Below are 23768 nucleotides of genomic sequence, written 5' to 3'. Positions count from 1 at the left end.
AATCATCAACTTTAGAGGAAACCTTCATGTCTGAGCCTATGTCAGAAAAAAAATTAGAAACCTTATCTCGTTGTATTAAAATAGATGGTTGGATTTTCGAGATAAAAACGGTGCGAGCAATTAGAGCTGAAGAATATGGACAACCCTACTCAGCAATTGCCAATATTAGTTTTAACGGTGATAGCGCCTATGTAGACGGCTTAATGAAAAACTCTGATGTTGATCTAACTAAAGATGATTTCAATGCGATAAAGGGCTATATTAGGCAATTAGGCGGTAACCAACTTCAGTTTGATCGTTATAAAAAGAAACAAACAAAAGCGCACTCGTGGCAATCAACAGCTGACTCGTGGGTTTTTTCACACGCAGAGTCAAAATCACAACCAGAACCAGAAACACAACCAGAATCACAACCTCTACAGCTCGTTGGTGTAGGTTAGTTGTAGGCCATACCTGTTGTTATTATTGCAATAAAATAGGGATGGGCTCATTGTAAATCACTGACTTTTCATTTTTTATTTTCATTACACGCAAAATAACGCCCCCTGCAGCTAGCTAAGGGACAGCTGGTGCTGCTTTAGGAGTGAAATTTATTATTAATAAGTTCATCAGAGCATTTTGTTGATAAGTTATCAGCAGGCAAGCGCTTTTTAAATTCTCGCTGTAAAAAGTGATAACTGACCAATGCTTGAAGACAAACGGTAGCGACAGAAATATACCAAAGCTGCTCTATTAGAAAGTTATCTTGTTTAGATAACCAAAGGGCAGGTAGGATAAAAGTAATTAAGCGTGTAGCGGTACTTAATAAAGCTGGCATGGTATTACCCAGTGCTTGAAACATACCAGAGCAAGTAAACACTAAACCAGCAGGAACAAAGTTCCAACAAATCATTTGTAAAAAAGCCACGCTAATCAAAATCACTTCTTGATCGTCAGAAAAGTTGCTCAGCATCAACTCTGCTTGGGTTAAACAAATTAACGAAATAATAGCCATTAAAGAGCAAGTCATGAGGGCAGTCCATCTAAAGGTTTCTTTGACTCGCTGGTAATTTTGCGCACCAAAGTTTTGCCCAGCAATCGCAGGTGCTGCAAAAGCAATAGCCATTGCGGGCAAAAACAATGCTTGCATTACACGGGAACCAAGACCAAATGCTGCTTGAGCTTCCGCGCCAAACGGTTTAATTAACCAATATATAGCCCCCATATAAACGAACATTAAAAAGAACTCCCCACCAGCAGGTAAGCCAATAGCAAGTAATTTCTTTATGCGAGTGAGATTAATACCCCAAAGGGAGAAATCAACGCTGATATATTTATCGGTTGTTTTAAAGTAATAACATAAAAGCGCGACAGCAAAAATTATTGATATTGAACTAGCCAAACCAGCGCCGGAAATGCCCATAGCATGATTTGATCCCCAGCCAGCAATTAATATCGGTGAAAGAATAATATTAAGCAAAATTGATAGGGTTTGAATGACCATTGTTGGCTTAACAATTCCAGTCCCACGCAGTGCAGAGCTGATAGAAACCATAATAAACTGCAACGCCATACAGGGAATAAACCAATGTAGGTATGCTAAGCCCATTTTTACGGTTTCAGCGTCTTTAGATATTAAGTCTAGGTAAGGCTGTGCACCCAAATAACCAGCGATACAAACAACAACACCGACAACCGTTGAGACCATCATTGACTGGTTAAAGGTAATATTTGCATCGTTCTGATTTTTAGCACCAACGGCATGCGAGATTAGGGCAGCAGTACTTACATTAAGTATTTGTGTCAGCGCGAAGATTAAAAACATCGCATTGCCCGCTAGACTCAAACCAGCCAGTGCTGCGGGACCTAACTTACCGACAAAATATAAATCAACAATAAAATATAGGGTTTGAATAAGCATACCTATCATCATGGGCAGAGCCATTGAGATCAAATGTTTAGGAATAGTGCCTTGGGTAAGATCATGCATGATCGAAGAAGTCCATCAGTTGTTAGTTATTAAAGGTTTTAGTGTTAGGTGAGAAGTATGGGAAAGTTTGAGGAATAAAATCATTGATATTTGCTAGAGATTCCTCTGCTTTAACATAGCGCATTCAAGCTATTTAATAAACGCTAAATGAATAAAAGCCAGTGTTGTTATAGAAGGATTAATCTAAAACCTTACTTTGAACGTATATTCACTTATTAGTATTTTGCTAGGTAACTTGATATCGTGTTTATTAACTCCACAGGCATTAATTTATTTGGTTTTAACTTAGTCTGGCTTGGTTTAGTTTCTTGGGGTAATCATTTTATTCCCTTTGGTTTTCTCTTCTTGATTAGCCATATTTTTTTTATCGCGCAATCATCTCGAGAAGTACAATTAATTCTAGTAGTAACTGTTTTTGGCATCCTTGTTGATTCAGCACTTGTGTATTATAACGTTTTTATTTTTGATGACGGTAGGCATATTCCGTTTTGGTTGATGGTGCTTTGGCCTTGCTTTGCAACAACAATAAGTCATAGTTTACGATTTCTATCGCATAGTAAACCATTACAGCTGTTTGTTGGTGCGGTATGTGCCCCTTTGAGTTATATCGCCGGTCACAAACTTCAGGCGGTTGATTTTGGTCAATCTATTGCTTCAACATATTTACTCTTAAGTGTGATCTGGGCAGGGTTATTCGTTTTATTTTTCTATATAAAAGACAAATTATCTAAAGCAGAGGTGAGTTATGTGTAAGCTCTCATTTTCTTCTTATTTAATATGCTTTTATTTCGTTTTTTGCTTGTCAATGAATGTAGTCTTTGCAAAAAATATAAGCGATGAAATGGTATTCCCTGATAGTTTACAAAGCACCCTTGCTACCAAACCCTTTATGTTGGTGGGAGAGACAACTTTCTCTATTTTATTTTGGGATCTTTATAAAAGTCAGCTATTGACCACGACAGGAAAATATCCAGTCAGCATATCAAACGATAACGTTCTTTTTACTATTCATTATTTGGCCGATATCTCTAGTGATGAGCTCATTAGCAAAACGATTGAACAATGGCAGTACTTAGGGATCTCTTTGCAGCAATATAGGAGCTATTTACCAAAATTAAAAGCGATGTGGCCAGATATCAAAGAGGGTGACAGTTTATCTTTACTGATTCACCAAGGACACAGTATCTTTTATTTTAATCAGCAATTTATTGGCATGATTAAGCCTTTTGAGTTTGGCCAAATATTTCTTGCTATTTGGCTCTCTGAAAATACCAGTGAGCCTAAATTACGCCGTGAATTACTAGGGGGGCTTACTGATGAATAAAGTTAAGTTTTTTCTATTTACTATCATATTCTGTAGTCTTATCTCCAGTTGCTCTACATCATTAGATGATTATCAAGAAGTTGATAATCCATTTGATATTAAAAGTTACTTCATTGGGCGAGTAGTTGCTTGGGGCATGTTGCAGGATTATGCCAATAAAGTGACAAGACGATTTTGTGTCGAGATAGAAGGTACGTGGCAAGGTAATGATGGTGTTCTTGCGGAAAAGTTTTATTTTAATGATGGTGAAATAATTTACCGCAACTGGCAATTATCTAAAAAAATGAATGGCAGTTATGAAGGCAAAGCAGAAGATGTTATAGGGATCGCTGTTGGCAATCATCAAGGTTTTGCCTTTCAGTTTCAATACGAATTGTCTTTAGCTGTCGAAGATGAAACTTATCAGGTATCTATGGATGACTGGATGTATCAGCTTGATGAGTTTCGAGTAATGAATAAAACGTCGATGAGAAAGTTCGGTGTGAAGGTGGCTGAGGTAACAATATTTTTTGATAAACAAAGCCAAGTAAAAAAATGTGCGAATAGTGATAATATTTAACCACCCTTTATCTAAAGTCTTACTGTCTATTCTTATCGGTTACTTTGTAAAATCTAGGTAAGTACTTTCTTCAAGATAGTATAGGTATACATACTTAATCTCTTATAATAATCCTCCTCAGTGCCGGAGGTTACTCAGCCATTTCCTGTGCTTAAACGGCTCTAACACCTTTAAAACGATGTTTAATATTACCGATGAGATAAAAGGGTTAAAAGCTCATTTCTACTCTCAATTATTGCAAAAAAACTTTTTACATAACCTAATAGGTACGTTTCTATTGTGTATAAGATCACTGATAAAAATAAAATTTTATTTGTGAAAAAATGTTGATCTTTGTTTGTTTTTTGTACGTAAGTTTAGTTGTACTTAATTAATGAGGATAAGCAAGTGAAATATTTTAAAATACTGAGTGTAACCGTATTAAGTGTGTTTTTATTACAAGGGTGTAATGACAACGATAATGATGCAGTAGAGCAAGTCATTCAAGATGTTGTTGCGCCAACTACCATTGTTGATGCCGCAGTTAATGATGGCAATTTCACAACCTTAGTTGCTGCATTACAAGCAACAGGTCTAGATTCAACCTTGGCAGATGCCAGTGCTAAATTTACCGTTTTTGCACCAACAGATAAAGCCTTTGCTTTGTTAGGGCAAGAAACTATTGATGCGCTATTAGCAGATACTGATAAGTTATCAGATATCTTAACCTATCATGTCATTAGTGGTGAAGTTGATGCCGCAGCAGCTATTGCGTTAGCTGGCACAGCCGTTGAGATGGTTAATGGTGATGCGGTAGGGTTATCACTCTATGGGGATAAGTTATTGGTAAATACTGCTACGGTTGTCATCACTGATATTCAAACGGATAACGGTATAATTCACGTCATTGATGCTGTTTTATTACCACCTGCAGAAATGATGGAACCGACGGTCAATATTGTTGATGTAGCGTTGGCGGATCCTGACAATTTTTCCACCTTAGTTGCTGCATTAACTGCTGCTGATTTAGTGACTACCTTGTCGAACGAAGATGCTACTTTTACGGTATTTGCTCCAACTAATGCTGCTTTTGCCTTAATTGCACCTGATACTTTGGCTGCCTTATTAGGGGATACAGATGCCTTAACCAATGTACTATTGCAACATGTAATCGTAGATGCCGCGGTAAGCTCGGTGAGTGCCTATGCGTTGAGTGGCAATATGGTCGATACTGCATCAACAGCAAAAGTTACACTAAACATTAATCCAGATACAGATACATTATTGTTCGGTGGTGCTAATGTTGTTATGAAAGATATATATACAACCAATGGGGTAATTCATGTAATAGATGCTGTTATTCTTGGTGATGTGGCTTTACCAAAACCAAGTATGAGCTTAGTTGATATCGCTAGTAGCAATAGTGATTTATCGATACTTGTTTCAGCACTGCAATCAACAGGGCTAGATACAGTACTAACGAACCTTGACAGCAATTACACTGTTTTTGCTCCCACTAATGCTGCTTTTGCTAAATTGCCAGCAGGTACTGTGGAAGCATTAACCAGCGAACAATTAAGCAATATATTGCTGTATCACGTAATCGCTGCTGAAGTACTTTCTGATGGGGCAATTAGTCTAGCTCAATCGATGGATAATATGGCTGAAATGGCAAATGGGGACAAAGCAGCGGTAACCTTTACTGATGGTATGCTTTTTATTAATGGCGCTAAAGTCAGTGCTGCTAATGTTTTGGCTGCAAATGGTGTTGTTCATTTAATTGATAACGTCATCATGCCACCTGCAATGATGGATACGCCAACATTAAATATTGTAGAGGTTGCTTTGGCTGACCCGGATAACTTCTCTACGTTAGTAACTGCGCTCACTGCTGCTGATTTAGTGACTACATTATCGAATGAAGATGCTATGTTTACCGTTTTTGCTCCAACTAATGCTGCTTTTGATAAAATTGATGGAGATGCTTTAACGGCGTTGCTAGCGGATACTGAGATGCTTACAAACGTTTTACTAACTCATGTCGTTGGGGATAGTAGTTTAAGCTCGGTAGATGCTTATGCTAAAAATGGACGTTCGTTAATCACTGCATCAGAGGTTATGATTGATGTGAGTGTTGATGCTGACTCTGGCATGTTAATGGTTGGTGGAGCTAAAGTCATCATTTCTGATATCTACACAACAAATGGTGTTATCCATGTTATTGATACCGTGATTATGGAATAGATTACTAGCTTGATTCTTGGTTGTTAGTTATTAAGCTTCGGTCGATTGATTGTTCTTTCTTTTACAACGCAAAAGTTCGAGTCAAATGCTGACCATGAGCCTCTGTCTTCAGAGGCTTTTTTTATAATATAAAATTGATCGTTTAGTGATTCTTCACGTATGAATAGTTATAAACTTGCAAGTGGTATTGTTATGAAAGAATTAAATGCTACCTTACCGATATTTCCTTTACCCGTATTCTTATTGCCAGAAGGGGTGACTAAGTTACGCATATTTGAACCACGCTATTTGAAAATGGTTAGTACCGCCACATCAGGGCAAGGTTTTGTTATTTGGCTACAAGATATAAAAATAAGTGCTAATGAAAGTGCTACTAGCATGCCGTGGGGTAGTTGGGTTGAAATCATTAATTTTGACCAAGGTGATGATGGTATTTTAGAAATTGATGTTAAGTGTAAATCTTTGGTCGTTATTAAGAGCATTGCACATGATGAAAACAATTTACATTTTGGTGATGTTAGCCGAATCGCACATTGGTCAGATACTCATGTCAATATAACTAATGGGCAGCTCTCTAGATCGTTAGCTAACGTCTTTGCAGAGAATGACAGTCTTAATAATTTATATCCAAAGAAAGTTCTAAACGATAGTCATTGGGTGTTAGCAAGGTGGTTAGAAATACTACCTATTGAACTCAATGTAAAAAATGCCTTTGTCGTTAGCTATAGTTTCAAAGACGCAAAAGCGTTTGTTGAATCAGTTATTCTTGAGTAGCTTTTGATTGCTTAATTATTTTGTCGTTAATTTTGAGACGATTTAACATAATTTAAAACTAAAGTGATCCTAAAGATTGTTTGAACGTATAACCTGACATGTTCAAATAAATAGTAGGACGTGGCAATGCAGACTAACTTGCTAAGCAGACCGACAAGTGCTAAATCTACTAGTATGTCAGATAAAATAAATCACCCACAACTGTGCCAATGGCTAGAGTCTGTTGCGACAAATCGAGACAAAGTTGCTTTCACACATTTGTTTCACTTCTTTGCTCCTAAAATTCTACGTATTGCCCGTGGTAAATTTCCTAATGAAGCACAAGCTAATGAAGTTGTGCAAGACACTATGAGTAACGTGTGGAGAAAAGCACATCTTTTCAACCAAGATAAGGGAGCGGCAACTACTTGGGTCTATACGGTAATGCGCAATGTTACTTTTGATATGCTTAGGAAAATACAGGGTAATAAAGAAGATAACCTTAGCGATGATATTTGGCCTGTCGCAGAAAAAATGAGCTGTGAAGATGAAGTTTTTGAAGATCATTTAGCAAATGAAAATTTATTGGATGTTATTGAAGCATTGCCTCAGGCGCAACAAGACGTAGTAAAAGGGTTTTACTTTAGGGAAATGTCACAGGAACAATTAGCTGTTCATTTGAATTTACCACTAGGGACTGTTAAATCTCGATTACGATTAGCTCTAGGAAAACTTAAAGTACAGTTAGGAGAACAACATGATTAATCATCACCCAAAATTTGAGCTTATCCAAGCATTTGTGAATGGTGATTTACCTGCGTCTTTATCTGCTGGTGTCGCAATTCATGCAGATATGTGTCCTGTCTGCCAGCAAACAATTGCTCAAATTACTGAACAAGTGGCTGAAGCTAGCTTTGAAGAAGAATATCTTGATCGCTTTATTGTTGACGATATTGAAGCATTAGATGCTGTTGCCGTAATAGACTTTGACCATATGATTGACGATATTGTTGAATCTTCAGATATATCCGTTGCTTTACCTAAAGTAGAAAAAACAATTAGCTTTAATGATAAAACTTATACTATCCCTACAGCGCTATCTAACATGGAGCTAGGTAAACATGCTCATATTGGTAAGTTAACTCGATCACGTATTCAACTCAACGAAAACGAAATTCATACTAGCTTATTACACATACAACCAGGAGGAGGCGTACCTGAGCATACGCACAAAGGTTTTGAGCTAACTGTGTTATTGGAAGGTTCGTTTCATGATGAAAGTGGTGAATATGTCAAAGGAGACTTTATTATGCTTGATAGCTCGCATCAGCATCACCCTATATCTACTAATGGTTGTCTTTGTTACACCGTAGCAAATGACGCATTACACTTTACCCAAGGCATAAATAAATTACTTAATCCAATCGGTTCTTTCATTTATTAGTTTTCTAAGTCATTAAAAATTAAGACTGTAATTAAAAGTGAAATCAGAAGTTATAAGGAAAGAAACATGATTTATTCAGTGAGTAAGAAAGACATAGAAATTGGAATTAGTGCTTGTTTAATTGGCGAAAAGGTTCGCTTTGATGCCAGTAATAAGCCGTCTCAATTTTGTATCAAAGAATTTTCTGAACATGTCTCTTATAAAGCCTTCTGCCCTGAAGTTGCTATTGGATTACCTATCCCTAGACCAACAATTCGACAAATAAAGTGTGATGATGTCATTCATGTCTCTCAAAAAGATGGCACTGGTGATGTGACCAAAGCATTAAAAGCCTATGGTAAAAAAGTAGCCAGCATGACTAAATCATTAAGTGGCTATATCTTTTGCGCTAAAAGCCCAAGTTGTGGCATGGAAAGAGTTAAGATTTACAGCCCTGAAGGTAACTCGTTACCTTCACATGGTGTTGGTGCTTTTGCCAAAGAAATTATGGACGCTAACCCATTATTACCTTGTGAAGAGAATGGCCGTTTGAATGACCCGTTACTGCGTGAAAACTTTGTTGCTAGAGTCTTTACCTATAAACATTGGCAAAAAATGGTTACTTCAGGATTAACTAAGCACAAGCTAACAACCTTTCATAGTCATTATAAGTATACTGTGATGAGTCATGATTTAATTGCTTATAAGGAGTTGGGGCAATTATTAGCAAGGGCAGATTTACCGCTTGATGAGGTAGCTGACAAATACATTCTAGGGTTAATGACAGCACTGAAAATTATAGCGACCCGTAAAAAGCATGCCAATACACTCGCGCATATTCAAGGATATTTTTCTAAACACTTACAAGCGAATGAAAGACAAGAATTGTGTGAACAAATTGATGCTTATCGCGAGGGGCTTATCCCGCTAATGGCGCCTTTAACATTAATTAAGCATTACCTACTAAATCACCCAAAAGACTACTTAACAAAGCAAGCGTACTTATCTCCTTATCCAGAAACATTAAAATTAAGATACGCTTACTAATTGATTTAGAATGATTTTATTTTTTTTATTGTTAAAATATTAGTTATACAGTCACTTATACTTATCTTTATTCTTTCCGTGATGCCTTTAATTAGGCACATAAGGAACTTCTTTGTTACTTTGGTTTCGCAATGATCTTAGAACACATGATAATCCGGCTTTACACTATTTCCTAAGTCAAAGAGCTTTGAGTCAGCATGAATGTGTAATACCAGCGAAAGCAGTTTTTTTTATCTGTGAAAAGCAATGGCAACAACATGATTGGTCACTGATAAAAATAGACTTTATTAAACGTCATGCTTATGCGCTAGTGTAAGAACTCGCTTTGCTAAATATTGAACTTGAATTGATTGAACTTGATAACTTTGCTCAACAACAAGACTTTTTAACGGACTATTGTCAGCAACATGGTATCAGTGAAATAGTGGCTAATAGTGAGGTCGAATTTAACGAGCTACAACGGGATAAAGCGATTGTTACGAATGGCATTTTACTAACTCTGTTCGAAGCAGATGTCATCGTACCAAAAGGTAAAATTCTCAATAAATCAGGTATTATGTTTAAGGTTTTTACCCCTTTTAAACGCGCTTGGTTACGCTATATCCAGCAAAGTGGCTTTGAATACCTAGGCAAAGTATCTACTCATGTTACATCGAATAACAAGGCCGAATCACATGGGAAAGAGCAAGAGAGTATTTCCAGTGCATGGCCTTTAGCAAGGACTTTTGAACAAGAGGTACTACCAACCTTTTATCAAGAAAAAATAAGCGATTACAGACTTAATCGTGATATCCCATCTATGAAAGCTACCTCGGGAATTTCACCTTATTTGGCTGCTGGTGTAATAAGTCCTCGATTTGTACTTCGCTTATTACTTAATACATACCCTGACCTGTTGACTGCATCAGACAGTGATGAGTTTTCATGGTTAAATGAAATTATTTGGCGAGAATTTTACCGACATCTTATCTTTCACCAACAGCGGTTATGTAAACATCAGTGTTATAAAGCACATTATCAAACGATGTTGTGGCATAACGATACTGTATTATTTGAGGCCTGGTGCCAAGGCAGAACAGGCTACCCGCTTGTTGATGCAGCAATGAGGCAACTCAATCAAACTGGCTGGATGCATAACCGCCTTCGTATGGTCGTTGCAAGTTTTCTAACCAAGCATTTACTCATTGATTGGCGATTAGGAGAAAGGTATTTTATGCAGCATCTGATTGATGGTGACTTAGCCTCAAATAATGGCGGTTGGCAATGGGCGGCTAGCACCGGCTGTGACGCTCAACCCTACTTTAGAATATTTAATCCTATTAGACAAAGTGAACGTTTTGATCCAAAAGGCCTATTCATACGTAGGTATATACCAGAGCTTGAAAACATTTCTGATAAGGCAATTCATTTTCCTCATCAGTTTATTAAGGATAATAAGCTAAATATTTATTGGCCGGCGATTGTTGAACATAAACAAGCAAGGTTAAAAGCGTTAGCTTTTTATAAAGTGTAAGTAAGGCTAGATCAGCAATTAAAGTCTAAGTCATTAAGGTCATGTAATGGAAATTAAAATGTTAGAACAGACACTGCAAGATTCGCCTCTGTGGCTTAGTAACTTTGTGTGTGTTTATCAAAAATTATCGAAAGATAATTTGAAATTATTAGACACTATTTACCATGAAAATGTGACCTTTACTGATCCACTTCATATGATAGAAGGTTATGACAATTTGTATCACTACTTTCAAAACCTCTATCAAAATCTTTCTGCCTGTGATTTTGTTATTGAGGAGATAATTTGGCAAGACTCGCAAGCTTCGCTATGTTGGACCATGTCATATCAACACCCCAAGCTCAACAAAGGCAACATGGTCTCTGTTTCAGGTAGTTCACAAATTAAAGGGCAGGGCGATAAGGTTATCTATCATAGAGATTTCCTTGATTTAGGTGCCATGCTTTATGAGCAATTACCCATACTCGGCAAGTTCATTAAGTGGATAAAAATTAAGGCAGCAAGCTAATGGCCATTCAAAATGTCTTGATCACAGGAGCAACATCAGGCATTGGCTTGGCGTTATTTGAACAATACACCAATCAAGGTGAAAACGTGATTGCCTGCGGGCGAGACCCTAAAAAAATGGCGCTTCTTCAATCTCGCTCCTTTCAAACTTGCTTATTTGATATCACCGAACCTGAACAAGTAGCGACAGCTGCACAAGAGATTAAAGCATTAGATATTCTCATTTTAAATGCAGGTGATTGTCGTTATATTGATGATGCTAAACATTTTAATGGCGAGTTATTCTCCAGTATTATAAGCACTAACCTTTCTTCGTTAGGATCGCTATTGCAATATTTTTTACCTAAAGTGAAAAAGGGCGGTCAAGTCGTTTTTGTTAGTTCAAGTGCAACTATTTTACCCTTTCCGCGCAGTGAAGCTTACGGCGCATCCAAGGCAGGTATTGATTATTTGGCTAACAGTTTACGACTTGATTTAGTTGAACATGACATTGACGTTACCTTAGTACATCCTGGTTTTGTTAGTACCCCTTTAACGGATAAAAATACTTTTGCCATGCCTTTCATTCTCTCTAGTGAGCAAGCAGCAAGCCGCATGATTAGTGGTATCGAAAAGCGCAAAAAGTATCTACATTTCCCCAAAAGACTAACGCTTATTATGAGATTACTTTCTTTTTTACCCTCGTCTTTATGGCAATCCTTTATAACCAGAAAAGTTATTACCAGTAAAGGTAACTCCAGCAATAGTCATACTAGGGAAGATCAAGCATGAAGCACTTTGCCATTATTGGCTCCGGTATTTCCGGGTTAACAGCCGCCTATTTATTATCAAAAAAGCATAAGGTTACTGTTTTTGAGAAAAATGACCGTATTGGCGGTCATACGGCAACAGTGGAGGTAGAAAAGTCAGGGGAGATATTTGCAATAGATACCGGTTTTATTGTCTTTAATGATAGAACTTACCCTAACTTCTTAGCGCTATTGGATGAAATAGGCATTGGTAAAATACCCACTGAAATGAGTTTTTCTGTTCACAATTGCCATACAGGCCTGGAATATAATGGTCATAACCTAGATACATTATTTGCCCAACGACGAAATATCGTTAAGCCAAGGTTCTGGTTATTAGTTAAAGAAATATTACGCTTCAATAAATTATGCAAAAGTATTTATCAGCAAGATGACTATATTGAGGGTTTAACACTAGGTTCGTTCTTAACTGAACACCACTTCAGTGATTTTTTTGCTGAGCATTATATTCTACCAATGGGCGCAGCTATATGGTCTAGCTCATTAGCACAGATGGAAGATTTTGAATTTACCTTTTTTGTTAAATTTTTCCATAATCATGGCTTATTAAATATTGCTGATAGACCGCAATGGTATGTCATTCCAAAAGGCTCTCGCAGCTACTTAACACCGTTGTGCTTGCCTTTTAAAGATCATATTAACGTTAATGCCAATATTACTGGCATTACCCGAAGCAATGATAAAGTACATTTACACTTTGCAGATACCCCTAGTCAAACATTCGATGAAGTGGTTATTGCTTGTCATTCTGATCAAGCACTCGCCTTATTAGGTGATGCCAGCCAAGATGAAAACTCGGTGTTATCTGCTATGCCATATAGCGCTAACACTGTTGTTTTGCATACCGATGAAACACTATTACCTAAACACAAAAAAGCCTGGGCCAGTTGGAATTATCAATTGAGACGAGATCGGACTAAAGCTGCTAGCGTTACTTACAATATGAATATATTGCAGGGTATTCAAAGTAAGCACACCTTTTGCGTCACCCTAAATCAAAAAGAGGAGATAGATCCCAAAGAGATATTAAGGGAGTTTACTTATCACCATCCTGTATTTTCGGCCGACTCGATAAAAGCTCAACAGAAAAGACACATTATTTGTGGCGTTGAACATACGCATTTTGCAGGTGCTTATTGGCACAGTGGTTTTCATGAAGACGGTGTTAGAAGTGCTGTAGAAGTGGCTGCACGGTTTGGCTGCTTTCTAGGTGACAATGATGAACATGCCTAATGCATTTAGTAATAGCCATATATACCTCGGTAATGTGATGCATCGACGTTTCAGCCCGAAAAAGCACAGTTTTAATTACCGTTTATTTATGTTGGCGCTAGATGTTGCCGATGTTGAAAAGGCTCAAGGTGGTTTTGGTGTTTTTGGTTTTTCCTGGTATCGACCGTTACGTTTTGTTGAATCAGATTATTTAAAGGAGGAATTAAAAAATGATGTAGTAGGTGATCCTTATTCTTTAAATGAGCGTATAAAGTTGAAAGTACAGCAGTTAAATGGCCACACCGAAATAAAAAGAATTGTTATGTTGGTGCAAGTTAGGTGTTTCGGCATTTACTTTAGCCCGGCCAATTTTTATTTTTGCTATGACCAAAACGATAACTGTACACAAATGCTCGCAGAGGTCAGTAATACACCTTGGAATGAACGCCATTATTATTTAGTCGATTTGTTAAAAGAAGAAGGTAATAAAACCACTAAAAAAATGTTTCAAGTATCCCCTTTTATGGACTTAGCCATGACGTATTTTTGGCAGGTTACACCACCTTGTAATGAGGATGATAAGTTGCTGGTTAAAATTGAAAATAAACGTATTGATGATGAAAACAGCACTGTAAGTAAGTTATTCGATGCAAGTTTAGTGATGAGGAGAAAACCTTTCACTAAAACCAGCTTACTGCGAATTTGGGGGCAGTTGCCTGTTATGACACTAAAAGTCGTAGTAAGCATTTATTGGCAAGCACTAAAGTTATTCATTAAACGTGTACCCTTTATTGGTTATCAAAAACCGAGTTAGTGGATTATTTTTTGAAGGCGAGAACTCAAGACATACTTAGGGGAATAAAATGGAAAATATTGAAGGGGTTACAGCAACCAAAACAGCTAATTGGTTAGATAAACGTTGCCGCACACTAGTGTTGAACATTTTCTCTAAGCTTACCTATGGTCAATTAGAGATTGTTGAGGGAGCAATTCACTCTCATTTCCCTGAAAGAGATAGTGGACAAAGCATAAAAGGTAAAATACACATACATGATCCGAGTGTTTATCGCGACTTTGTTAAAGGTGGGAGTATTGGTGCAGCAGAGGCCTTTATTGATGGTAAATGGAGTAGTCCCAATTTAACCAATGTCATTAGGATTTTTGCCAGAGCACAACAACAGACAGATAGTCTAGAAGCAAATAAGTCTTGGTTAAATAGACTAAAAAATACCGTTAGTCATTGGCAAAATAGAAATACCCAAATAGGTTCGAAGCGTAACATTTTAGCCCATTATGATTTAGGCAATGAATTATACACACGTTTTTTAGACCCTGATATGATGTACTCTTCTGCTATTTACCCGACCGAATATGCTTCATTAAATGAAGCTCAACAGCATAAGTTAGCAACAATATGCCAACGACTCTCATTAAGTGAAAACGATCATTTATTGGAAATCGGTACTGGTTGGGGTGGTTTAGCTATATACGCAGTTCAGCATTATGGCTGTCGTGTCACCACAACCACTATTTCTGATGCGCAACATGCCTATGCAAAAGCTCGTATAGAAAAAATGGGCTTAACAGACAAAATCACCTTACTGAAAGAAGATTATCGAAATTTAACTGGCAGTTTTGATAAAGTGGTGTCTATTGAAATGATAGAAGCGGTTGGTTTCGATTTTTTACCGAGCTTCTTTAAACAGTGCAATGATCGATTAAAAGTTGGCGGTAAGCTGCTTATTCAATCTATTACTATTGCCGATCAACGTTTTGATTATTACAAAAATAACGTTGATTTTATCCAGCGTTATATATTTCCAGGTGGTTTTTTACCGTCAGTTAATGTGTTGACGCAAGGTCTAACCAATTACAGTGAGTTAGTTGTTGAATCCTTAGATGATATCGGCCTTGATTACGCTAAAACATTAACGCACTGGCGAGATAATTTTTTAACTTCTTGGGTTGAGCTATCTCAGCTTGGCTATGATGAAACATTTAAACGCCTATGGCTTTATTACTTTGCTTACTGTGAAGGAGCATTTTTAGAACGCTCGACCAGCACCGTGCATCTCGTGGCTAGGAAATAGATATCAAATTCACTGAGAGTAAACAATGGCGAATATACTTTCCTACTTATTTGACCGACTTCATTCGCATCAAACTACTCATTGATATTACCTTTTTAAATTTGAATTGGCGTATTGAGAAAGCAATCACCATTATGATTAAAATAAAAGCAGAGCTACTGCCACCATCACTATGTACTTCAGTGTAATACTCTACATATTCCACATCATAGTCACTGCTCTCTAAGGGAAGTGCATATAAGCTATTACTGTCATCACTACTGTAAGAAGCCACAATATTTGGGTAACCCTCTTCATAAAGGTCTATCAGGATATCATAATGATTGGTATTAAAACCTTGCTCTAACGTGCTATACACCTCGAATTCATCATCAGAACTCTCACCATGAATAACAAAATTGTCAGTGCTGTAATAATGAATCCAAGGGCCGCCATTTTCACTTAAGTATAATTCAGCATAAACCAGCGCTTCATCATGAGGATTACCAGTAAGTAAGTCGGCATCAAAAGTCACACTAAATGTTTGAAAATACCCATCGGCATCGAGATCTTCAATTAATTGTGAATAGCCTTCATAAATCACAAAAGTACCATCGCTGAAACTTCTACTGCTCAAGTTCAATCTCGGGGTTGCCGTTATACTTCTAGTTGTACTTTGCTTACGTGCTTGTTGATGCTTTTGCTCAATCAAATCTTCACGGGTAGTGTTTATTGTTTTATTTTTTTCTTGGTCACTATCGCCAAGTAATACTCTTTGCTTAATATTTTTTAGCACTTGTTCTTGTGATGCACTGTCCGTTGAATTGGCTATTTGGCCACGAGAATAACTTAGCACAACTTTAGCTTCGGCTATGCCAACAGTACTTGCTGTATTTTCTATCTCATTTGCACTTTCTGCTTCTATTGCAAAGCTTGGTAGTGTGATCATCATTAGGGCTAACATGAGTGTTAACTGTAAAGTTGTTAGTAGTATTGGTGAGAACCTAGATGTTACTTTTAATGTTAACTGCTTGATAAAATCATTCATCATTAAATCCTTCTTATATCGATTTAATACTATTAAAGCGCAAGTTAAATGAACTCAAGCTGAACAATTAACAATACTAACCGATGACTTTTATCTGGAAGAGACCTAAAGCAATGAAGTATTCAGACTCCGTTCAGTTAGATTTTTGTAGTATAGGGTTAAACTTGGTTTATTTGCGTTAAGCATTCTTTTACACTGAGTACTCTATAGGTTTTATCTGCATTAGGTATTGAGATGATGTTACGAATTCTTTTATTCACGCTATTGATAAGTGTATTTACATTGAGTACAGCCACTCTGGCGGCAAATACGCAAACTAATGCACAAAAGAAACAGCAAGCTATTAGCTCACAGCAAGCGGCTAAACTGGTGAAAAAACGCTATGGTGGTAAAGTGTTAAATGTAAAAAAACAAAAAAACAATACTGCGTATAAAGTAAAGATTGTAAAGCCAAATGGGCAGGTAGTATCTAAAAAAGTTAATGCCAAAACTGGCAAAATTGAATGAGTTTAACACTCGAGAGGAAAAAGCAATGCGTTTACTTTTAGTTGAAGATGATCAGGCATTACAGCAAGAACTTCAACAACAATTACTTTTACAAAACTACTCAGTAGATGTTGCTTCTGACGGAGAGATTGCTTTATTTCAAGGGCTTGAATATGACTATGATATTGCCGTTATCGACTTAGGGTTACCTAAGATTGATGGTACTACAGTGGTTAAAACACTCAGAGAAAAAGGTCGTGATTTTCCGGTTCTCATTCTAACTGCACGCGATCGCTGGCAAGATAAAGTTGCTGGTCTAGATGCTGGTGCAGATGATTATTTAACTAAACCTTTTCATGTTGAAGAACTCATTTCACGCTTAAATGCGTTAATTAGACGCAGTGCGGGCAAAGCAAGTACCACGATTAATAATGGCCCCTATAGTTTGGATATCGCTACCTCGCAGGTACTTGTGGAGCAGGTGAGTGTCAGTTTAAGTGCACATGAATTTAAAGTGTTTAAGTATTTAATGTTGCATGTGGGGGAGGTAGTTTCTAAAACCACTTTAACGGAACATATTTATGATCAAGATTTTGATTTAGACTCAAATGTCATTGAAGTCTTCATTAGGCGTTTACGAAAAAAACTTGATCCAGATGGTAAATATAACTTTATTGAAACTAAGCGTGGTCAAGGTTACCGCTTAATTAACTTTCCCATTTAGGTATATTCTTGCTTAACATAATCAAGCCATATTTTAATGCTTTTCTAAACTCTCTTAAAGTTCGATTAATGGTGAGTTTACTTGCGATGGTGATCATCATATTACCTACCATTGCATTTATTATCATGAATTCCTTCGAAAAACATATGATGCGTAGTATCGAAAATGAATTAAGTGCCTATAGTTATTCTATTTTGGCCGTTGCAGAAGTCGAGCAAAGTAACCTAGTGATGCCTGAAGTTTTAATTGAAAACCAGTTTAATGTAAGCGACTCAGGCTTATATGCCTTTATCTCAGCTCCAGTGAAACATAAAAGTAAAACAACCCCAGGAGCACTAAGAAATGCTATTTTATGGCGATCTCAATCCTTGCTCACTATGGATATAGTTGATGAGCAACTATCAATTAAGCTAGTCCCGCTGGTAACGGGAGCAAAATCTTTTTTTAGTCTTGAAATTAATGGCTCACCCCACTTTATTTATAGTTATGCGGTCAGCTTTAGTGAAGGGAGTGATAACTTTCCAATTACCGTACATATTATTAGAGACAAACAAACTTTCTCCCAACTTATTAGTAATTTTAAACGACAACTTTGGTTAGGCTTAGCGGTTTTGATGGTTATTATTTTATTGCTGCAACTTGTCTGGTTGATGTGGACATTAAAACCCTTATCGACTTTAGAGCATGAGATTAAAGCGGTTGAACAAGGCAGAGCTGAAAAACTGACCAGCTTATATCCCATAGAGTTGGCTAAGCTTACGACACAATTAAATCAACTATTAATAACAGAACAAAAGCAAAGGCAACGTTATCGAAATGCTTTATCGGATCTTGCTCATAGCTTGAAAACGCCATTGGCAGTATTGCAAGCACAACGGGATATTTCTGCTGTTAATCAAGAGCAAATCAATCGAATAAACGCTACCATTGAGCATCAGTTAAAACGCGCGCAAAGTGCAGGTCATTCTTCTTGGCTGCTGGGAATTGATATAAAACCTGTCGTAGATAAATTGTTAAATACCTTAGCAAAAATATATCAGAGCGAACAAAAGCAATTAATGCTTAACCTCACAGACTATCCTACCTTCAAAGGCGATGAAGCTGATTTATTAGAGCTGTTAGGTAATTTGCTTGATAACGCTTATAAAGCGGCGAAAAGTACTATTATGCTCACGATTAGTCAACAAGAAAAGGCTTTGATAATGTGCATAGAAGATGATGGTATTGGGATAAAACAGCAGCAAATTACGCAAATACTTGAGCGAGGTGTCAGGGCTGATACATACGAAGCAGGGCATGGTGTTGGTTTGGCGATAGTACGAGACTTGATGGCAAGTTACCAAGGTGAAATGCATATTGGTACTTCTGCGGCACTCGGTGGGGCGAAATTTACCTTAAGTTTTACTGATAAAACATAAATGTGAGGGGGTTAATAAAGCACTATGGCTCGAACTGCATAAATACATGTATTGTCGCTAAAATAAGAGAACTATAAATAGGGTTGCCACAGTCTTGTAGCAACCCTATTCTATTACTGGTTTAGTTAATATTTGTCATTTCATTGAGAGTGAAAGTTTCAACCCTACCTTCTGTTGCTTTCATGTAGGCTTTCAAATGGTCATTGACCATATGCGCTTGCCATAATTCACGCGTCTTCCAGTTTTCATAAAAGATGAACAGCGCGGGATTAGCGTTATCTTGGTGTAGATCATAAGTAATGCAGCCTTGTTCAGTACGGGTGATCTCAATAAGTTTTAAAAGTTCGGTTTTCACTAAGTCTATATCAGAAGTCTTGGCTTCGATTTTAGCGATAATGGTTAATTGGTTCATGCTTGTTCCTTTAGTAAATTGTTTTTTGCCGTGTCTTTTCATCATTTCGGCATAAATTTGTACTTGAATTTATAGCTTTAAAAGCCTTGGAGAACTATTTTGCCAATAGACTTTCCTGACTCTAACTTTTGATGAGCCAGTTTTAGGTTGTCAGCATTAATTAAACCAAGCTCTTTACCAACTGTTGTTTGAATGTAACCCTGATCAATTAAATCAGAGACATGATTTAGTAACTGGCTTTGTTCCTCAATATCGATGGCATTAAACATAGAGCGAGCAAACATAAACTCAATATGTAAGGATAAACTTTTCAGTTTCATCTTCATTACATCTAGAGGTTTTTGAGGATCATCAATCATGGCAATTCTGCCAAAGGGAGCAAGTAGTTCTATATAGGCATCGAAATAGCCTTCTGTACCGTTAAGACTGGCAACATGGGTAACTTGACCAATATTAAGGGCGTCAATTTGTGGTTTTAGTGCCTTGGTATGATCGACAACATAGTGCGCCCCGAGTTTTTCTACCCACGTTTTTGAGGTTTCTCGCGATGCTGTTGCAATAATTGTTGCACCAGTAATTGTTTTGGCAAGTTGCACTAAAATAGAACCAACACCACCCGCAGCACCAACTACTAAAATAACGTCATTAGACTGTTCAGATGAATTAGGTAATATCTTAGGCAAGGCTAGATGTTCAAATAACATTTCATAAGCGGTTATGGTAGTTAAAGGCAAAGCCGCTGCTTCAATATCAGATAAGCTTTTAGGTTTATGGCCAACGATGCGTTCATCAACTAATTGATATTCTGCGTTGCTGCCTTGGCGATTTAAATCACCGGCATAATACACCAGGTCACCGAGCTGAAATTTGGTAGCATTTTCACCCATAGCGACTATTTCACCGACAGCATCCCAACCAATTACTTTATATTCATCAGTCTCCGACGGCTTGTTTTGTCTGATTTTATAATCGACAGGATTGACAGCAATCGCACTAACTTTTACTAAGATGTCACGGCCAGTCGCTTTTGGCTGAGGTAGTTCTATATCTATTAATGATTCAGTATCACTGATGGGTAACGATTTTTTATAACCAATAGCTTTCATGTGTATTCTCCGCATGTTTAAAGTCGTTTGCTGCTAACGGTGATAATAATAGATCTTGATTTAATAAAGATAAACAGCATAATAATTGAATCATTATCAAAAAATATTTGACAATATGTTGCTTGAAGATCTACAAGTCGTCCTAAAAGTTGCCGAGTTTAAGAGTATTACTAAGGCTGCCGCGAGTATTGATATGAGAACCGCCACTGCGAGTGCTGCGATAAAAAGGGTAGAAGCTGCATTAGGTGTAGATCTATTCATTCGAACAACGAGGCAGTTGAAAATATCTAGCGCAGGGGAAAGGTATATTCCTCAGTGTCAGCAGGCATTGTTAATGCTTGAGCAAGCAAAGCGTAATATGCGTGATGATTTAGATATTGTTGATGGTGAGCTACGCATTGCAATATCATCAGATTTAGGGCGTAACCTAATTGCACCTTGGCTCGACGAATTTGTACAAAATTACCCTAAGGTCGCTTTGAAGTTGAATATAAGTGATAGCAATATTGATTTTTATCGAGACTCAGTTGATGTGGCAATACGTTATGGCTCACCTAGCGACTCAAACCTTTATGGTTTTAAAATTTGTAATGTGCCTGGGAAACTTTGTGCATCGCCTCAATACCTTAAAGACAACAGTACTCCTCAAAACCTGCAAGATTTAAGCGCTCATAATGGACTCTTTTATCAATTACACGATGTTGTACATGATATTTGGAAATTTGCTCATCAGGGGGAAGTATTCAAAATTCAGATGCAAGGAAATCGCGCATCCAATGATGGTGACTTAGTAAGGCGTTGGTGTGTAGCAGGAAAAGGCATTGCGGTGAAATCAAGCCTAGATATGTCAAATGATCTACTGTCGGGTAACGTTGTTAGTATTATGAACGATTATCAACCGAGAAAAACTGAATTATGGCTTGTCTGCCCAAGCAGGCAGTCGATAACACCAGCAGTACGGTTATTAAGGGATATGTTAAAAGAAAAATGCACCATTATTCAGAATAAGTTAATCGAGCAAGGCATACTTAATAAAAGCGATATTGAGTAGTAGAAGTCGCTATTCTCATCATTCTTTAACTGTGTTTTGAATCTGCTCTAAGTATGTTCAGCCTTTGTTCAGCTTAATAGTCGTATGCTAACCATAAGATTAGTTATGAACAAAGGTGAGCTTATGTACTTTCACTCCGTCGTAGTAAAACATCTGGTGATGATAGGGATAGTTGTTTTATCCATTATTTTCTTGGCCGCTCCTGCATTTTCAGCTTCCTTAGAGAAAAATATAGAGCAAGAGGTTGTGCTTTCAGAAGCTGAGCTTGCGCAAACATTAGCCCCCATCGCCTTGTACCCAGATACGTTACTTACCCATATATTAATTGCATCAACTTACCCGCTTGAGGTTATTGAAGCTGAACGGTGGCTTAATAAACACTCGAAACTAACGGCTGAACAAGTAATAAAAAAAGCAGAGAAAAAAGATTGGGATGCCAGTATCAAAGCACTGTTAGTTTTTCCACGAGTAATAACTAAATTAAGTGAAGACTTAACATGGATGCAAGCACTTGGTGACGCTTTTTTACAAGATGAAGCCCGAGTTCTTGCCAGTATTCAGACGTTGAGGCAACAAGCTGAACAAGCGGGTAACTTGGCCAATTTGGACAATGTTAAGGTAATTAAAGAGCGTAAAGTAATCATTATTGAACCTGCGCAACCTGAAATTATTTATGTGCCTTATTATGATACTCGCGTAGTGTATGGCCGCTGGCATTGGGCGCATTACCCTCCTGTTTATTGGCATAACCCTAATTACTATGCCGCTCATTATGGTCATTTTTATTGGGGCCATGGCGTGCATATCAGCAGTCACTTCTATTTTAGTGCTTTTCATTGGCACAACCGCCATGTGATCGTTAATCACTATAATCGTCCAGGTTATCATCCTAGAAAAAAAATTGTGACAAGTCATAGTGCAAAGCGTTGGAACCATCAACCCAAACATAGACGCGGTGTTGCCTACAGTAACGGGCGATTAAAGCATAAATATTATGGCTCTCGTCCTAGCGTTTACAGCACAAATACATATAAAAATAATGTTCGCAAAGGTCATGTTTATAAAAACAAGTACTACAAAAATAAAGCCATCAAGCATAATAAAATGGTTAGAATCTCAAATATTAATAACTCGAAAGTACGTACCAGCAATGCGCGTAGTCACAAGGTACTTAACAGTAATCATAAGGTAAAACAGCATTACTCCAATAAACAACAGGTGAGTAACCAGCAACAGTATAAACAAGTAAAAAATTATCAAAAGAAGTACAAAAATACAGCCCAGAATACCCGAGTACACAGAACATCAGTTAAAAAGCAGACTGCTTATAATCGCCCAGTAAATAGAGCGGCACAGAAACATTCAGTAAGGCAGTCATCAAGACATTCGGCAGCGCCGACTAGGCATCATCAAACTAAGAAGAGAAATAACTAGTGTTTTGTTCATGTTGGGGGCCGTGAAGGTATTTATCAGAAGATCATTGACTGTGATCTTCTTAAGTAAGCTCTGCATCTCTATGGGGGAAAATTAGTTGTTTAATTCTTATAATTATAGACTCTAACCTTTATTAATTAATCAATAGGAATATAAACCTTAGTGTCGTATTTTATTCGGTTCATAGAAATTAAGGTTCTGAAGTTACGCATATTTGAGTGGCGGTATAATATTTCTTCACAGAACAATTCATAGCTCGGCATATCTGGCACCACAACCACTAACACAAAGTCCACCTCTCCCGTTACTTTGTAGCACTCATGAACTTGCTCACAGTTCTTTATCGCTTTGCTAAAGGTTTCATTCAGATCTAACCTATCCTGATGCATCATAATTTCAACAATCATATGCAGACAACTGCCAAACTTGGTTTGATCCAATAGGGCAACTCGTTTATTTATAACACCTTGATCTTCTAACCGTTTAACCCGTTTTAAACAAGCGGGTGCAGATAGGTTAACTATTTCAGCAAGTTTGACATTACTTACTGACGCGTCACTTTGTAATTGACGCAGAATCGCTTTGTCTAGTCTGTCAAGAAACATAATTAATATAATCATAGTAAAAAGAAACTTATATTAACTTTTGTGAAGAATAATTGGAATTATTTCTTAATTGTAG

Annotated in this window: 24 protein-coding genes and 1 pseudogene; 20 read left to right on the top strand and 5 right to left on the bottom strand. The window is 37.3% G+C overall.

Features of this window, described 5'->3' with window-relative positions; genetic code table 11:
• Positions 1–26: 26 nt before the first annotated feature.
• Positions 27–440 carry a hypothetical protein gene (locus ND2E_RS09690; RefSeq protein WP_033094096.1) on the top strand — a complete coding sequence of 138 codons (414 nt, stop codon included), beginning with the start codon at positions 27–29 and terminating at the stop codon, positions 438–440.
• 137 nt (positions 441–577) lie between these two features.
• On the opposite strand, the gene ND2E_RS09695 is transcribed toward ND2E_RS09690, so the two are convergent.
• On the bottom strand, positions 578–1969 hold the full coding sequence (locus ND2E_RS09695) for an MATE family efflux transporter (protein ID WP_033094095.1): 1392 nt from the start codon (positions 1967–1969) through the stop codon (positions 578–580).
• A 243-nt stretch (positions 1970–2212) separates the two neighbouring features.
• Between ND2E_RS09695 and ND2E_RS0121575 the strand changes: the two genes are divergently transcribed.
• The 14 genes and pseudogenes from ND2E_RS0121575 (at position 2213) to ND2E_RS09750 (ending at position 15429) form a co-directional block, all read left to right on the top strand.
• Complete coding sequence (locus ND2E_RS0121575) at positions 2213–2722, top strand: DUF2878 domain-containing protein (RefSeq protein WP_052056577.1); 510 nt, start codon at positions 2213–2215, stop codon at positions 2720–2722.
• Positions 2723–2774: 52 nt separating this feature from the next.
• Positions 2775–3293, top strand: a complete 519-nt coding sequence (locus ND2E_RS0121570) for a chalcone isomerase family protein (RefSeq protein ID WP_223303616.1) — start codon at positions 2775–2777, stop codon at positions 3291–3293.
• Entirely contained in the window at positions 3286–3852 is a 567-nt protein-coding gene (locus tag ND2E_RS09700; RefSeq protein WP_033094094.1) for a DUF3833 domain-containing protein, read from the top strand. The genes ND2E_RS0121570 and ND2E_RS09700 overlap by 8 nt, the downstream gene beginning before the upstream one ends.
• A 387-nt stretch (positions 3853–4239) precedes the next feature.
• Entirely contained in the window at positions 4240–6075 is a 1836-nt protein-coding gene (locus ND2E_RS09705) for a fasciclin domain-containing protein (protein ID WP_033094093.1), read from the top strand.
• 192 nt (positions 6076–6267) lie between these two features.
• Positions 6268–6849 (top strand): LON peptidase substrate-binding domain-containing protein, encoded by a 582-nt coding sequence (locus ND2E_RS0121565; protein ID WP_190277830.1) that lies wholly within the window; start codon positions 6268–6270, stop codon positions 6847–6849.
• 126 nt (positions 6850–6975) lie between these two features.
• Complete coding sequence (locus ND2E_RS09710) at positions 6976–7593, top strand: sigma-70 family RNA polymerase sigma factor (protein WP_033094092.1); 618 nt, start codon at positions 6976–6978, stop codon at positions 7591–7593.
• Entirely contained in the window at positions 7586–8272 is a 687-nt protein-coding gene (locus ND2E_RS09715) for a ChrR family anti-sigma-E factor (RefSeq protein WP_033094091.1), read from the top strand. Before ND2E_RS09710 ends, ND2E_RS09715 begins: the two co-directional genes overlap by 8 nt.
• Positions 8273–8338: 66 nt before the next feature.
• Positions 8339–9298, top strand: coding sequence for a YbgA family protein (locus tag ND2E_RS09720; protein ID WP_033094090.1), 960 nt, complete (start codon positions 8339–8341; stop codon positions 9296–9298).
• A gap of 112 nt (positions 9299–9410) precedes the next feature.
• Positions 9411–10811: pseudogene (locus tag ND2E_RS23600) on the top strand (cryptochrome/photolyase family protein).
• A 46-nt stretch (positions 10812–10857) separates the two neighbouring features.
• The gene (locus ND2E_RS09730) at positions 10858–11319 is read left to right on the top strand and encodes a nuclear transport factor 2 family protein (protein ID WP_052056572.1); all 462 of its coding nucleotides are present in this window, start codon (positions 10858–10860) and stop codon (positions 11317–11319) included.
• The gene (locus ND2E_RS09735; protein ID WP_033094089.1) at positions 11319–12089 is read left to right on the top strand and encodes an SDR family NAD(P)-dependent oxidoreductase; all 771 of its coding nucleotides are present in this window, start codon (positions 11319–11321) and stop codon (positions 12087–12089) included. The genes ND2E_RS09730 and ND2E_RS09735 overlap by 1 nt, the downstream gene beginning before the upstream one ends.
• A complete protein-coding gene (locus ND2E_RS09740) occupies positions 12086–13360 on the top strand; it encodes an NAD(P)/FAD-dependent oxidoreductase (protein WP_033094088.1) in 1275 nt (424 codons plus the stop codon). Before ND2E_RS09735 ends, ND2E_RS09740 begins: the two co-directional genes overlap by 4 nt.
• The gene (locus ND2E_RS09745; RefSeq protein ID WP_033094087.1) at positions 13344–14153 is read left to right on the top strand and encodes a DUF1365 domain-containing protein; all 810 of its coding nucleotides are present in this window, start codon (positions 13344–13346) and stop codon (positions 14151–14153) included. The genes ND2E_RS09740 and ND2E_RS09745 overlap by 17 nt, the downstream gene beginning before the upstream one ends.
• A 49-nt stretch (positions 14154–14202) precedes the next feature.
• On the top strand, positions 14203–15429 hold the full coding sequence (locus ND2E_RS09750) for an SAM-dependent methyltransferase (RefSeq protein ID WP_033094185.1): 1227 nt from the start codon (positions 14203–14205) through the stop codon (positions 15427–15429).
• Positions 15430–15475: 46 nt separating this feature from the next.
• Here ND2E_RS09750 and ND2E_RS22415 read toward each other — a convergent pair whose 3' ends face one another.
• Positions 15476–16459 carry a choice-of-anchor H family protein gene (locus ND2E_RS22415; RefSeq protein ID WP_052056570.1) on the bottom strand — a complete coding sequence of 328 codons (984 nt, stop codon included), beginning with the start codon at positions 16457–16459 and terminating at the stop codon, positions 15476–15478.
• Between the two features lie 231 nt (positions 16460–16690).
• On the opposite strand from ND2E_RS22415, the gene ND2E_RS09755 reads away from it, so the two are divergent.
• From ND2E_RS09755 to ND2E_RS09765, 3 genes are all read left to right on the top strand, one after another.
• Complete coding sequence (locus ND2E_RS09755; RefSeq protein WP_033094086.1) at positions 16691–16963, top strand: PepSY domain-containing protein; 273 nt, start codon at positions 16691–16693, stop codon at positions 16961–16963.
• A gap of 25 nt (positions 16964–16988) precedes the next feature.
• On the top strand, positions 16989–17666 hold the full coding sequence (locus ND2E_RS09760; RefSeq protein ID WP_033094085.1) for a response regulator transcription factor: 678 nt from the start codon (positions 16989–16991) through the stop codon (positions 17664–17666).
• Positions 17667–17734: 68 nt separating this feature from the next.
• Positions 17735–19084 (top strand): ATP-binding protein, encoded by a 1350-nt coding sequence (locus ND2E_RS09765; protein WP_081962044.1) that lies wholly within the window; start codon positions 17735–17737, stop codon positions 19082–19084.
• A gap of 121 nt (positions 19085–19205) precedes the next feature.
• Here ND2E_RS09765 and ND2E_RS09770 read toward each other — a convergent pair whose 3' ends face one another.
• Positions 19206–19496, bottom strand: coding sequence for a putative quinol monooxygenase (locus ND2E_RS09770; protein WP_033094084.1), 291 nt, complete (start codon positions 19494–19496; stop codon positions 19206–19208).
• A gap of 77 nt (positions 19497–19573) precedes the next feature.
• Positions 19574–20602 (bottom strand): zinc-binding alcohol dehydrogenase family protein, encoded by a 1029-nt coding sequence (locus tag ND2E_RS09775; RefSeq protein ID WP_033094083.1) that lies wholly within the window; start codon positions 20600–20602, stop codon positions 19574–19576.
• A 115-nt stretch (positions 20603–20717) separates the two neighbouring features.
• Here ND2E_RS09775 and ND2E_RS09780 point away from each other — a divergent pair, with 115 nt between their 5' ends.
• Together ND2E_RS09780 and ND2E_RS09785 are read left to right on the top strand one after the other, a co-directional pair.
• Positions 20718–21653: a LysR family transcriptional regulator gene (locus ND2E_RS09780; protein ID WP_033094182.1), complete on the top strand. Its 936-nt coding sequence runs from the start codon at positions 20718–20720 to the stop codon at positions 21651–21653.
• A 123-nt stretch (positions 21654–21776) separates the two neighbouring features.
• A complete protein-coding gene (locus ND2E_RS09785; RefSeq protein ID WP_052056590.1) occupies positions 21777–23087 on the top strand; it encodes a DUF3300 domain-containing protein in 1311 nt (436 codons plus the stop codon).
• Positions 23088–23224: 137 nt separating this feature from the next.
• Here ND2E_RS09785 and ND2E_RS09790 read toward each other — a convergent pair whose 3' ends face one another.
• Entirely contained in the window at positions 23225–23707 is a 483-nt protein-coding gene (locus ND2E_RS09790) for an Lrp/AsnC family transcriptional regulator (protein WP_223303615.1), read from the bottom strand.
• Positions 23708–23768 lie beyond the last annotated feature (61 nt).

The organism is Colwellia psychrerythraea (assembly GCF_000764225.1).
GTDB lineage: Bacteria > Pseudomonadota > Gammaproteobacteria > Enterobacterales > Alteromonadaceae > Colwellia > Colwellia psychrerythraea_D.
This window is presented reverse-complemented; position numbering and strand designations above follow the sequence as displayed.